Below are 12,944 nucleotides of genomic sequence, written 5' to 3'. Positions count from 1 at the left end.
TACGAACTAAAAGCGCAAAAAATATGAGAATTTAAAAATCATATCTTAAAAAAAAGCTTTTGATTACTAAATCCTCAACACAATACCATAAAAAAAGCCCTTGTCTGTTGTGACAAGGGCTTTTTTTTATGTTATTCTATTATTGTAAGCATTGATTCTAAAGCAAATCGAACCTTCTTCATTGGCATTAACCAATCATTCTCAGGATCTCTTTCTCCTAAGGCTAAAATCGTAACGCTTTTCAAGCCTTTTTTATCTAACCCTAAGAAGGCATCCATTTGATCATTATAGAAGCCCTCCATTGGAGAAGCGTCAATTTTCAATTCAGCAGCTGCAGCAATGGCCATTCCGAAAGCGATATACGCTTGTCGAGCGGCATGTTGGAACTGTTGTTCTTTCGTTTGCCCTTTAAAATTATTTTTAATGCTGTTTTTGAAATCATCCATCTCCCCTTTCGGTAGCGCTCTGATTGCTTCCATATTATCAAAAACAGAGTCAATTCTTTCATCTGTATAGCTATCCCATGCAGCAAAAATCAAAAGATGTGAACATTCTTTGATTTGCATTTGATTCATTGCAATAGGAAATAATTGCTCCTTTACTTCTTGGTTTTTAACCAAAATCATTTCAAAAGGTTGTAACCCTGAAGAAGTTGGCGCTAAACGAGCAGCCTCGATAATTTGCATTACCTTTTCATCTTCTAGCTTTACCGCGCTATTATAACGCTTCGTAGCATAACGCCACTTTAAATTATCTAATAACTTCATGTGAATTCACTTTTTAAATTGTAGCTAAAAAAGCCAATACATTTGTTTCAATACGTTGATTAATATCTTGAACATCTGCCTTTACAAAAGGTTCACCTAAGATATGTTCGTACAACTCAATATAACGTTCAGAGATTGTTTGAATATATTCGTCTGACATTTCCGGAACTTGTTGTCCTTCTTTTCCTTGAAAGCCATGGCTAATTAACCATTGGCGCACGAATTCTTTTGATAATTGCTTCTGAGGTACTTCTTTCGCTTGACGCTCTTCGTACCCTTCTGCATAAAAATAACGAGAAGAATCAGGCGTATGAATTTCATCAATCAATACAATTTTTCCTTCTTTCGTTTTACCAAATTCGTATTTTGTATCTACTAAGATCAATCCTCTTTCCGCAGCAATTTCACTCCCTCTTTGATATAGAGCCCTTGTATACGCTTCTAAAACAAGGTAATCTTCTTCTGATACAATACCACGTGCGAGAATATCTTCTCTTGAAATATCTTCATCGTGCAAACCTAAATCTTCCTTCGTTGAAGGAGTGATAATAGGTTGAGGCAAACGATCGTTTTCTTTCAATCCTTCTGGTAAGGCAACACCACACAATACTCGTTTCCCTGCTGCATATTCTCTAGCGGCATGTCCGGCTAAATAGCCTCGGATAACCATCTCCACTTTAAAAGGTTCACAAATATGTCCCACTGCAACATTAGGATCCGGACTTGCAATCAGCCAGTTTGGCACAATATCTTCCGTCATTTGCATGAATCGCGTTGCAATTTGATTCAAAATTTGTCCTTTGTAAGGAATCCCTTTCGGCATGATCACGTCAAAAGCAGATAAACGATCCGTTGCTACCATAACTAAAACTTGATCAGCGATGGTGTAAACTTCTCTTACTTTTCCGTGATATACACTTTTTTGGTTTGGAAATTTAAAATTAGTCTGTGTGATTGTGTTACTCATATATTTCTGTTGTGTAGTTCTTTCTATTTAGTACGCTAATAAATCTAAAAGCGCTTCCTCAAATCTACCTTTTGGTAAATATTGATCTTCTAAAGCTTTCACAAATGGGATTGCCGTTTCAATACTCGCTACTCGTTTTACAGGAGCATCTAAATATTCAAAACAGTTTTCCATAATCATTGCTGATAGGTCACTTGCAATACCTCCAAACATGGAATCTTCTTGCAAAATTATAACTTTATTTGTTTTCTTTACTGATTTGAAGATAGTTTCTTCATCTAATGGTTGTAAAGTACGCAAGTCAATTAAATCTGCTTGAATTTCTGGGTGTTTCTCTAGTGTTTCCAATGCCCAATGTACTCCAGCTCCAAATGATATAATCGTTACATCTGATCCTTCTTTAAGCAAAGCAGCTTGACCAAATGGGATTGTATAATAATTGCTTGGTACATCTTGATAGATACTTCTGTACAATTGCTTGTGTTCGAAGAAAACAACTGGGTTTGGATCATTAATAGCGGTATTCATTAATCCTTTTGCATCTACTGGAAATGCTGGATAAACTACTTTTAATCCTGGTGTTTTAGTAAACCACGCTTCATTGGTTTGCGAGTGGAATGGTCCAGCTTGTGTACCACCACCACATGGCATACGTACCACAACATCTGCTTTTTCATTCCAACGGTAGTGTACTTTTGCTAAGTAGTTTACAATCGGGTTAAAACCAGTAGATACGAAGTCTGCAAACTGCATCTCCATAATGGCTTTTCCTCCATTGATTGAATACCCCATAGCTGCAGAAACGATTGCACTCTCACAAATTGGCGTATTTCGGATGCGACCTTTACCAAACTGCTCTACAAATCCATCTGTCACTTTAAAAGCACCTCCGTATTCAGCAATATCTTGTCCCATGATGATTAATTCTGGGTGTTTTTCAAAAGATTGTTTCAACCCTTCTGATATCGCATCAATTAAACGGATATTTTTCATTTCACCACTTGGCTCTACGTGCTCATACGTAAATGGCGCATACATATCGTTTAATTCCGTTTCTAAACTCGCTTGAATTGGCTCCTCTTCTTGGGTGCGTTTCCAATCTGTATCGATTTCTTTTTTGAAAGCAGCTCTGATTTCTTCATCTAAAGCCTCCGTTAAAACTCCAATTTCTTTTAAATAAGCACGGTAGTTTTCAACTGGATCTTTCTTCTCCCACATATCCATTAACTCTTGTGGAACGTATTTTGTACCACTCGCCTCTTCATGTCCTCTTCTTCTGAAAGTCAAGAACTCCACTAAAACTGGACGTGGGTTTTCACGCATCGATTTTGCTAATGCATCGATTTTAGTATAAACTTCTAAGATATCATTTCCATCGATAATGTGGCTCTCCATTCCATACCCAATTCCACGATCAGCTAAATGCTCACAACGGTATTGTTCGTTTGTTGGAGTTGATAAACCATATCCGTTATTCTCGATAACGAACAACACAGGTAAATCCCATACAGAAGCTACGTTTAAAGCTTCGTGAAAATCCCCTTCCGAAGTTGCGCCTTCTCCTGTAAATACAGCAGTGATTTTCTTTTCTTCACGCAATTTATGCGCAAGGGCAATTCCATCAGCTACACCTAATTGTGGACCTAAATGCGAAATCATCCCTACGATATTAAACTCTTGTGTACCGAAGTGGAACGAGCGATCTCTTCCTTTTGTAAAACCTTCTCCTTTTCCTTGCCATTGTGAAAATAAACGGTACAACGGAATATCTCTAGAGGTAAAAACACTTAAATTACGGTGCATTGGCAACACATACTCATCGTTCTCTAAAGCAGCTACAATACCCACCGATATTGCTTCTTGCCCAATTCCAGAAAACCATTTCGACACTTTTCCTTGACGGATTAAAATAAGCATCTTTTCTTCAATCATTCTTGGTTTCAACAGCCTTTTATACAGCTCAACTAGCGTTTGATCTGATAGGTCTTTTCGGTTATAATCTATATGTTTCATAATTGGTTTTAAAGGGCACTAAAATAACGCTTAAATAGGAACTCTACAAACTAATTTGCACAACATTTTAGGTCAAAAAGAACACGGGTTTTCAATTGCTGTTCTTTTGTCTTTTTCACCTCCTTTCTTCTTTTCTTTCAATTGCTTTTTTACCACTTAAAAAGACTGATTCTTATCCTTTTAACTTCTATAAACTTATTTATTGCGTTAAAATTCGTATCTTGGGGAAACGAATGTTAAACTTTAATTTTTTATTATGGGAAAAGGAGATTTAAAAACAAGAAGAGGTAAGATAGTAAATAAATCATATGGTCGCAGAAGACCTAGAAAGGCAAACAAACCCTCTACACCTAAAGCATAAGTAATACATATAATCAAGCGGATGTTTCAAAAAAACATCCGCTTGATTTTTTTAGTCCTTTACTTTTATTTCATTTCTCTCGATGTTATACTCAATGCGTTTTTTACAACTATTTTGTATTAGTATCTCATCCGTCCCTATATTTTGATATACATTGAATACCAATGTTATATCCTTGAATAAATGTGTATATTCGGATACAGAAATAAAATCCTCTATCAATACCTTTGCTTTCTGTTTAATAAAAATAGAATCGCGCATACACCAATTATTGTCTGTATTGTAGCTTCGCAACTCGATATAAAAACTATGATCTAAACTAAACAAGTCTGGGTCTTCCACCAATTCTTCATATTCATACAATAGTTGACAATCACATTCTTCTTCTATTTTTTTTATAAAAATTTTCTCCTTTTCGAGAATTTCAACTTTTTTTCGGAATGCATTATGTGTTAAAGCAGTATACATCCAAGTATAACCGAAGAAGAGCAATGCTGCTATAACTCCAACAAAAAAAGTGATTTTAAATATTTTCATTTTTGCTTTTATTCATTTATTGCTTTTGTATCTAGATTCCATACGGGGTGATTAGGAGCGACTCCTAATGCTATGAGGTGATTATTTAAAAATATAAATAGTGATTTCTTACTCCTTTCTTAGATTGATTCAATTACCTATTAAAAATCGTATTATTTTCCGCTCTACGTCCATCTTTTCCTCCTAATCTATATCTTCATTAAAAGAATTAAATAACATATTAAAACTAATTAATTGTTATTAATGGATAAACTTTCTCTCCTTTTACAAGATAAACTTCATTGAGCCCTCGCTTTGATTTCAATTTTAACGTGAATAATTCATTTTTAAAATCAGGTGACCTATTATACTGCAATAAATCAATATTTACATTTTTATCATTCATATATCTAAACAAGTCAATTGAATCTAAATTTTTCTTATCAATTCTTTTTATTAGATACGAATTATAATCCTTATTTTTAAAAATAAAAATGAACCTTGAGACTGTTTTCGTTTGCTTATTAATAAGTGCCATACTATGCTTATAAGGAACAGTTTCTATACTATACTTGCTAGAAAAATAAGCATTACTAATTTTATGTTTTTCATTCGTGAGCAATAGATAACTAGAAGAAAAATTATCGCATTTCTCGTTATTTTCTTGTCCTGTAAAATGTTTTTCTGAATAGCTATTTTTAAATACATTATCTGATTTGTATGATTGAACAACTATATTTAGTTTTTCTACTTCATCTGTAGATACAGCACTATTCGTTTCTAATGTATAAAAGTCTTTCTTTATTACATCTGGATCTAGATTACTCGCAAAGCGAACTGTTTTACTTCTATCTTCATTTAATTCTAAAAAACTCTTCCAATAATTTTCATTTAACCATGTATTTGCAACTTGAGCATCGATTGTATTTTTATAAATGGGTATATTTTGTTTTAAACTTATACCATTTAGTAGTATATCAAAAATTCTATTATCTTGATCATAACAGTATTCTACTTTGTTTTTAATTGGTACTTTCAAAAGTTTACCTCTTAATGAATTCCAATTAAATTCTTTAGATAAAAACTCCACTTTTGCTAACAACTTTTTATCTTTTGTATAACTATATTTTGCTAAAGAAATAAGACTATCGTTAGCTTGCATTAGCTTCTCAACAACAAGATATCTTTCATCTTCATTGTATCTGTATTGATATTCTTCCATTTCTATAAAATTCCAATTTATAGTGCTATACATTTCTTCCCCATATCTAACTTCTCTTTCTACAAACCTACTTTTCTTATCAAAAAAAAACTCATGTTTTACATAATTTGCCGAATCTATTAAATTATTATACAAATGATAAGTGATTTTTTTCACTCCTTTCGGAGCTTTAAAACTATTGTAGTTACGATAATTAAAGATTTGAAGGTTTTTTTCTAACTCAAACTGATCCATATCTGAATAATTAAAAACCGAATAAAAAGGAATTTCTTCTCTCTCATAAAAACTTACTTTTTTTGAAGGAGGTAATACAAAATATTTAGGAAAGATTTCCCTCATTCCATATAGATTATCTGCACGTCTATATAGCCATTGGGTATAAGGAAAATCAATATTGCTATATTGATATGGTGGAATCTGCCCCCAAGAAGCACAATATGTACTAAATAAAATTAGTATAGTCAAATAATAATAGTACTGCTTCATTCTAACAAGTTTTCAAATTACCACATCATCAAACTTAACCATAACACCCTAAAAAACCTAATTAAAATCAAATCTATGGAAATTTTTACAAAAAAAAATATCAATAAAACAATTAACCCTATTTTAAAGCAAACAGAATTAACAATTTCAACCATTTACTTAACATAACGCATGCAATAGTTGAAAATAGAATAGACAACCCATTTTATTGGTGTTATTTGAAAGAATGAAAAAGTCTGTTAGGTATTCCTTGAACTAGTATAGAATAAATTTAGTACAGCATATCAGGAAGATGATAAAATGTACTTGTACTATAAAATTGTATTATTTTTAATCCAATGCAAATCTCCATAACCTATATATCGGAATCCTATATCAAATTTATTATTGATAAATATATGTACTTTGTTTATTATATCGATCTAATCTTCTAAAAGAAGCATAATGACTCATTTTACTCACTCTTTTAGTTATTGAATCAAATAACAAGGAAATTCCCCCACCCTCTAATTTGCTAGTTACTGTGTGCTTTGTAATCCAAATATCATGATTGTCTGATCTAGATATTAATCGAAAATCATAAGCTCTTGACTCTGAACGATTTCTTAGCAACAAGTCTAATTCCTCCTCTGTTAATTGAATTGAAAATTTTACGTTTATTTTTTTTTGATCTTCATCTAACAAAGCATATTTCTTTATGAACGAATTAAACTCTTTAGCTTGAATCTTTGCTACTCTCGTTTGTTTGTATAAACGTTCATTGATAGTAACTAATGATAAGGGAGGGATATATTTAGAAATATGAATAAATGGTTGCTCTTCATAAATAAACTTATCATCATCAAAAACCGTGACCTCATAATTTATTTTATTTTTTAATGATGATATTTTTAAATCATTAACAATAAATTTTTTTGGTACTATTGTATCCGAATAATAATATCTTAAGGTATCCCCTACAACTCTAAGTAGTTCAAGTAAGTTTTCAGTGTACTGATCAAAAACAAAGGTAGCGACAGTTGTTCGGTCACTTAGGTTCTTCTTCTTAATCTCAATTTTATCATTTTGAAAATCATACTCATAAATAGCTCCGCTCATGGAATTTGGAACAACAATTCCATTTTCATCAAGACGATGACTTATTTGCCTTTGTAAATATTTACTATTTGGATCATAGATATAAAAAGTTCTAAAACATGGATAAGAATCAAATGGTTTATTCTCAACAATAATCTTTACTCCTTCAGGTGCCTTGAAATTCTCTATAAACCAATAATTATCATAAGCCAACTTTTGAATTCCTAAGGCTAAATGTTGTTTCACTGAATAATCATAGGTATACATGGGTTCATAAATTGATAATTCTCGTTGTCCATAAGCATTTGGTGCCATCTGAATAGCAAGAAACAAGATGAAAATGCTAAATATATATTGAGATTGTTTAATTGAATTCATAATCTAATTACGTAGTAAATAATGGACATCTTCTGACATTTACTATTTTTTTCTTTATCACTTCTAACAAATTACATCATACTCCTAGAAAAAAAATATCTTGGCGTCTATAATTTATCTTAGCTACTGTGTTATCCTAAATATTTTCTTTTAGAATAGAAAAAAATACTTTCATACAAATCCACAAAAATGATATAAAATGAAAAGAAAGCCAAGGTCTTTATCTTCGCTTTCTCTTTCTATTGCATCTTACTTCCCACAATTTTCATTGTAATCAGGTAAAATTTCTAAAGCCATACGTTGAATTTTAGCTCCGTTTAACTCAAACTCATTTTTTAATAATGAACCTAATTTAGATTTTTTCTTTTCTTCTTTCTCTGGGTTATAACTTGCATATTCGTTATTTACCATTTTTGTACGCACATAAGAACAATCTTCCGTTAGTTTTTTAAAGTCACTGCTATTTAATTCTTCTATTTTCCCCCCGTTTTTTACTACTAAAATAGTTGGCGATTCAATAATATATTTAATGTCTTGCTCTCTTTCTTTCACTTCATTCTTTCCAATAGCCACTGAAGAAGGTAAACCATACAAGCGATATACTTTAATTGCTCCTGAGATTAGTACTTCAACCATATATTCCGAAGTAGATAAGTTCTTAATTAATTTTATCTTACCTGAAATCCCTCCTCCATCAGTAGTTGAGGATTCTCTAATATTTTTGTAAGTAATCAATTCGAATTCGCGTAGTACTTCTCCATCATAAGCGGCATAACCTTTTAAATCGTCTGTTTTTAGCGTTTTAAACTTTTGTCTTTTCTTCTCTTTATTAATCTCATCAAAAGCAATAAACTTCACTTTTAATTGGTTCTCCCAAGGTGTTTCCGCTGTTCCAATAAGTTTGACAACCCCTTCAATTTTCTTTCCATCCTTATCGATAATCCATCCCATTTTTTCATTTGAACGCAATTCGTATTCATCGCTTCCTTCTTGTGCAACAATAGGAAAAGACAGTAATGTTAGTATGGTCAATACCAGTAATTTTTTAAACATGATTTTTTTACTTGAGTTAAAATATATTAATTAAATACTAATTAAAAGTTAACACAAATATATAATTATTTATGAATCAATGAGGAGAAAGATTTTCAGGATGTAGGAAGTCGTGCAATTGCTTTTTTGCCTTTTTGTTTTTCTATGCCATTTTTCCATTAAAAACGGTCAACCCTATTTAGGGACGTTACCCTCTCATCCCCTCACCCTCTATCTCATGGGTTTATATTTGTTTTCGTATTCGATGAATCTACACTGCGTTCCGATTTCACCTTCTCACCTTCTCACCTTCTCACCTTCTCACAGACCTATACAAATACCATCCTTCCTACTTTCCAAAAAAAAAGGACGACTACTTGTCATCCTTTTTGTTATCTATTACTAGTTTGGACCAAATTTGAAAGCTCAAATTCTCCACCAACTGAATCATATCATCCATTGAACTATTAGCGAATACGATTACGCCTTCTTTCCGTTCAGGGCTAAAGCTTATAAAATTGGAATAAGCGACATCAATACCTCGATGAAAATACAGGGATTCTGATGGGCTAAAAAAGTTCAAACGCCATCCCAAGCTAATCCAATCATCTGGAGTGATCATAGAAGTCGGTTTTTGCATCAGCGCTAATTCGGGATGTTTTGGGTCAAAATACGCTTGAATATACGTAGCCATATCCTCTATCGTTGAGTATCCTTGCGTAGACGGCAAGAAAATATCCATATAACTAGCTTTATTATCTAAACCTAAATCGATCTTACCAATAGCACCCACTACTTTTGCTCGTTTGGGTTTAATCAAATGCGTAGAAGTTAAGTGGTATTGATCAACAATATACGTTTGAAAAAGAGATGTATACGGTTTATTGTATACACGGGCTAAGGCATCTCCTAATACACTACTTCCAAAGATAGAGAAACGCCCTCTTACTTTCAGTGTATCTAATTCGATATCATGCGCTAAATAGTTAGCAATAGACGCATTTCCAATCACGGGTTCTTTTCCTTTTTTATTCTTTTTATTGGAAATCAAATCTTCTCCAACTAACGTTATTTTTGGAAAAAACGGCAGTAAAGCTGTTCCATTCGCTAAAGAAGAAAAAGACAAGGATAGGGTATCTTTAAACGGTTCTGGATAGTAAGCATTAATATCCTCCCATAATTTCACTTTCCCTTGAACATCAGCTTGTGCTAAGATGTTGTTGGTAAAAATAGAAGTAAAAGTTCCCAATCCGAATAATCCATTTTTGTTGTCAATATCGCGAATTAATTTAGCTTTCTTTTTCAACCCATAGAAATGTACCTGATCATCTTTAATAATCGCTAAGGCTATTTCTCCTTGGTCAGGTAAATGATTGGCATTATCAAGAATAATATCTTCTAGCGATTTTTCTGCTAATCCTTGCTTTAAATCCTCCTGGTTGACATAATCTAAAATGCGAAACCCGACAATATTCGCTTCTTCATCAAAAGCGAAATTGACAATAGCTGTTTCTTTTTCAAATTGTGTCTTAAATAAAGGCGTTTGGTCATCATTTACCCCGTAGTATTCGATGGTAACAATCGATCCTAAGTTTTGTTTCATCTCATCAAAAAAGGCCTCTACGGTATTAAAAGGCACTCTACTTTGAAGAGACTCAGAAAAACGGTGGTAAAATTTATCGTAATTGCTGGTATTGTAGTCTTCCATGAAGATTTCCATGACCTGCTCTACTCGATTCTGTGCTTGTACATTCAACAAACCTCCTAATAAACAAAAAAGCAATAGCAAACGCTTAATTATCATATCTTTTTACTTTATAAAAACTAAAGGTAGTCATTTCGAAATGAAACCCTGATACTTTTAACAAAATGAAAGCTATTTTCACGATAATTACGAAATAGCTCTTCGATTTTTATTTGTATGCTTCATTTTATCGCAAGGAGTTCTTCCTGCCCTATCTTCTCCACATTTACCTATTCTCATTTATTCCTTGCGCTCATCTTACGCAATCCACTGATTTTTTCTATACTGTTCCGGAGTCTGATTGGTTGCTTTCTTAAATATAGTTACAAAATAAGAGGCGTGTTCAAATCCTAGCTCATTGGCAATTTCACTGATTGAATGCGTGGTATAACTCAATAATCGCTTGGCCTCCAGTATAATGTGTTGCTTAATTAAATTCCCCGAAGTTTGTCCTAGAATATTACGGCATATTTTATTCAGATAATTCGTACTAATATGCAACATATCAGCATATTCAGAAGGCATTTTATGGGTTTTAAAATGTTGTTCGATTAAGGTTTGATACTTCTGTATCTTTTCATGTACTGCATTGTGTACTTTCACCGTATGTATAGGAATATACATGCGGTCTAACTCAATCAATAGGATATTCAAATAAGAGCGCAATACTTTTTGAGAGGCTTTTTTGTTCATTTTAAATTCATCCAACATCTGCCACAACAAGAATCTCATGCTTTTTACATGATCCTGAGGAACGTGAAAAACAGTTTGGTTTCCTTCATTAAAATAAGGAAATTGATGTAATACATTGGTGTTGTATCGCAAGGAAAAGAACTCTGTAGTGAAGCCTATAATGGTTCCTGTTGTTCCTTCTTGCAAAGTCATGGTGTTGATACAATTGGGTTTAATAATCAATACTTGAGCCGCTCCAAGGCGAATCTTATCTTGGTCTACAACGAGTTCACCCCCTCCTTGTTCAATGCACAAAAGTAAATAAAAGGCATTGGTATGAGGCGTAGATAATACAGGGTATTGTTGAAGCAACCCTTCCAGGCTGTCCATCCAAAGATCATGTTTAGTATTGAATAAACCAATTGTGCAAACGGGTACTTTAGTCGCTTGCATAATTTTATGTTTTCTTGTTTAACTTCTTCTCCCTGTTTTTGTTCGACTTAAAACACAGCAAATCTTGATTTTATCGCATTCACCACGTAATAATCTACAAAAAACAGATTCATTCACAGGTATTTACACCCGTTCAGGAGGTTGAAAAACAGCATATATAAAATGGGTTACTACTAAAGTGTCAATATAATTGGGATAGGGTATATTCTCTAAGGGAATAGTATGAGCTATATAAGGTTCATAGGCCATGGATTGGCTAAATAAAGGCTGTACTTCCTTCGTTTTGAACATTGGAAGTTCGGCTTTTTTCTCTGAATCTTCGGATAGTTCACTTTGAAGATAGCAACTTCCATAACACATGGGAATTGCATCAAAGCGATTGATACAAATATTTTCAGCAATATAACTTTGATTGATATAAAATGAGGTTAGTATCCAAAAACTGGAGGTGTTTTGGTAGATAAAGGAAAGCAATAAGAGAAGTAAAATCTGCTTTTTCATTACTTTATTTCTTCAACAACAATTTAATATCTTGAATTAATCGATCCACATCAGCGGAATTGGTTCCATCATACACGCCGCGAATATGCTGTTGACCATCAATCAACAAAAATCCACCACTATGCGCATAGCCTCCAGGAGCATTTGTCTCTTGATAAGCTTGCATGAAATAACCTTGGGCTAATTGATGTATAACCTGTTCTTCTCCATATAGGAAGTGCCATTTTAAAGGATCTACCCCTAAAGATTCACTGTATGCTTTTAAAACGGGAATTGTATCGTGTTTGGGATCAATGGTATGGGACACAAATAAAACGTCTTCTTCTGTTTGATAGGCATCATATACCCTTTTCATCTCTACATTCATCTTGGGGCAAATGGTTGGGCATTGTAGGAAAATAAAATCAGCTACATATACTTTTCCAGCCAAGGTTTGATTAGAGACAAGGAGACTATCCTGATTCAGCAATGAAAATTGTGGGATTTCATAATATTTTTCGACTTTCCCTCCCTCTTCGGTATGATTACCTAAATAAGGCAATTCATTCACCTCTTTGCCACAAGCAATGAAGAAAGGAATAAGCAAGTAAAAAAATAGTCGATTCATACTACAAAAGTACGAAAAAATATGGAGGTAAACGGATAAAAAAACAGGATTGAAGAGGTGATTTCTGTATAGCGAATCGGTCCAAAATGGTTGAGCAGATAAATAGGATACAAAAGTAGCCTATATAAACCCAAAAAGCACTGTTTAC

Annotated in this window: 12 protein-coding genes; 1 reads left to right on the top strand and 11 read right to left on the bottom strand. The window is 33.1% G+C overall.

The genetic code is table 11. From position 1 onward, the window contains the following. Window positions 1-131: 131 nt before the first annotated feature. Genes ACUTSE_RS08715 through ACUTSE_RS08705 form a run of 3 tightly spaced genes read right to left on the bottom strand, consistent with a single transcriptional unit; the run spans window position 132 to window position 3,747 of the window. The gene (locus ACUTSE_RS08715; RefSeq protein ID WP_445639926.1) at window positions 132-767 is read right to left on the bottom strand and encodes a nitroreductase family protein; all 636 of its coding nucleotides are present in this window, start codon (window positions 765-767) and stop codon (window positions 132-134) included. Window positions 768-780: 13 nt separating this feature from the next. Further along, window positions 781-1,734, bottom strand: coding sequence for a phosphoribosylaminoimidazolesuccinocarboxamide synthase (locus tag ACUTSE_RS08710; protein WP_445639925.1), 954 nt, complete (start codon window positions 1,732-1,734; stop codon window positions 781-783). 27 nt (window positions 1,735-1,761) lie between these two features. Continuing rightward, window positions 1,762-3,747 (bottom strand): alpha-ketoacid dehydrogenase subunit alpha/beta, encoded by a 1,986-nt coding sequence (locus ACUTSE_RS08705; protein WP_002992328.1) that lies wholly within the window; start codon window positions 3,745-3,747, stop codon window positions 1,762-1,764. A 256-nt stretch (window positions 3,748-4,003) separates the two neighbouring features. On the opposite strand from ACUTSE_RS08705, the gene ACUTSE_RS08700 reads away from it, so the two are divergent. Beyond that, the gene (locus ACUTSE_RS08700; protein WP_081474128.1) at window positions 4,004-4,108 is read left to right on the top strand and encodes a 30S ribosomal protein THX; all 105 of its coding nucleotides are present in this window, start codon (window positions 4,004-4,006) and stop codon (window positions 4,106-4,108) included. Between the two features lie 51 nt (window positions 4,109-4,159). On the opposite strand, the gene ACUTSE_RS08695 is transcribed toward ACUTSE_RS08700, so the two are convergent. The 8 genes from ACUTSE_RS08695 to ACUTSE_RS08660 form a co-directional block, all read right to left on the bottom strand. Beyond that, window positions 4,160-4,645 carry a LapA family protein gene (locus tag ACUTSE_RS08695; RefSeq protein ID WP_445639924.1) on the bottom strand — a complete coding sequence of 162 codons (486 nt, stop codon included), beginning with the start codon at window positions 4,643-4,645 and terminating at the stop codon, window positions 4,160-4,162. A 226-nt stretch (window positions 4,646-4,871) separates the two neighbouring features. Continuing rightward, the gene (locus ACUTSE_RS08690) at window positions 4,872-6,332 is read right to left on the bottom strand and encodes a hypothetical protein (protein ID WP_445639923.1); all 1,461 of its coding nucleotides are present in this window, start codon (window positions 6,330-6,332) and stop codon (window positions 4,872-4,874) included. 384 nt (window positions 6,333-6,716) lie between these two features. Next, entirely contained in the window at window positions 6,717-7,787 is a 1,071-nt protein-coding gene (locus ACUTSE_RS08685; RefSeq protein ID WP_445639922.1) for a hypothetical protein, read from the bottom strand. A gap of 249 nt (window positions 7,788-8,036) precedes the next feature. After that, on the bottom strand, window positions 8,037-8,840 hold the full coding sequence (locus tag ACUTSE_RS08680) for a hypothetical protein (protein ID WP_445639921.1): 804 nt from the start codon (window positions 8,838-8,840) through the stop codon (window positions 8,037-8,039). 352 nt (window positions 8,841-9,192) lie between these two features. Then, window positions 9,193-10,623 carry a DUF3887 domain-containing protein gene (locus ACUTSE_RS08675; protein ID WP_445639920.1) on the bottom strand — a complete coding sequence of 477 codons (1,431 nt, stop codon included), beginning with the start codon at window positions 10,621-10,623 and terminating at the stop codon, window positions 9,193-9,195. Between the two features lie 198 nt (window positions 10,624-10,821). Beyond that, complete coding sequence (locus ACUTSE_RS08670) at window positions 10,822-11,688, bottom strand: helix-turn-helix domain-containing protein (protein ID WP_445639919.1); 867 nt, start codon at window positions 11,686-11,688, stop codon at window positions 10,822-10,824. A 123-nt stretch (window positions 11,689-11,811) separates the two neighbouring features. Then, entirely contained in the window at window positions 11,812-12,189 is a 378-nt protein-coding gene (locus ACUTSE_RS08665; RefSeq protein ID WP_445639918.1) for a hypothetical protein, read from the bottom strand. Window positions 12,190-12,193: 4 nt separating this feature from the next. Then, the gene (locus tag ACUTSE_RS08660) at window positions 12,194-12,796 is read right to left on the bottom strand and encodes an SCO family protein (protein WP_445639917.1); all 603 of its coding nucleotides are present in this window, start codon (window positions 12,794-12,796) and stop codon (window positions 12,194-12,196) included. Between the last annotated feature and the right edge of the window lie 148 nt (window positions 12,797-12,944).

It is taken from the genome of Myroides sp. TSA_177.3, assembly GCF_052691955.1.
This window is presented reverse-complemented; position numbering and strand designations above follow the sequence as displayed.

Bases quoted from the DNA above. Each gene is read 5' to 3' on its own strand.
- ACUTSE_RS08715 (WP_445639926.1), bottom strand. From the start codon at position 767: ATGAAGTTATTAGATAATTTAAAGTGGCGTTATGCTACGAAGCGTTAT.
- ACUTSE_RS08710 (WP_445639925.1), bottom strand. From the start codon at position 1,734: ATGAGTAACACAATCACACAGACTAATTTTAAATTTCCAAACCAAAAA.
- ACUTSE_RS08705 (WP_002992328.1), bottom strand. From the start codon at position 3,747: ATGAAACATATAGATTATAACCGAAAAGACCTATCAGATCAAACGCTA.
- ACUTSE_RS08700 (WP_081474128.1), top strand. From the start codon at position 4,004: ATGGGAAAAGGAGATTTAAAAACAAGAAGAGGTAAGATAGTAAATAAA.
- ACUTSE_RS08695 (WP_445639924.1), bottom strand. From the start codon at position 4,645: ATGAAAATATTTAAAATCACTTTTTTTGTTGGAGTTATAGCAGCATTG.
- ACUTSE_RS08690 (WP_445639923.1), bottom strand. From the start codon at position 6,332: ATGAAGCAGTACTATTATTATTTGACTATACTAATTTTATTTAGTACA.
- ACUTSE_RS08685 (WP_445639922.1), bottom strand. From the start codon at position 7,787: ATGAATTCAATTAAACAATCTCAATATATATTTAGCATTTTCATCTTG.
- ACUTSE_RS08680 (WP_445639921.1), bottom strand. From the start codon at position 8,840: ATGTTTAAAAAATTACTGGTATTGACCATACTAACATTACTGTCTTTT.
- ACUTSE_RS08675 (WP_445639920.1), bottom strand. From the start codon at position 10,623: ATGATAATTAAGCGTTTGCTATTGCTTTTTTGTTTATTAGGAGGTTTG.
- ACUTSE_RS08670 (WP_445639919.1), bottom strand. From the start codon at position 11,688: ATGCAAGCGACTAAAGTACCCGTTTGCACAATTGGTTTATTCAATACT.
- ACUTSE_RS08665 (WP_445639918.1), bottom strand. From the start codon at position 12,189: ATGAAAAAGCAGATTTTACTTCTCTTATTGCTTTCCTTTATCTACCAA.
- ACUTSE_RS08660 (WP_445639917.1), bottom strand. From the start codon at position 12,796: ATGAATCGACTATTTTTTTACTTGCTTATTCCTTTCTTCATTGCTTGT.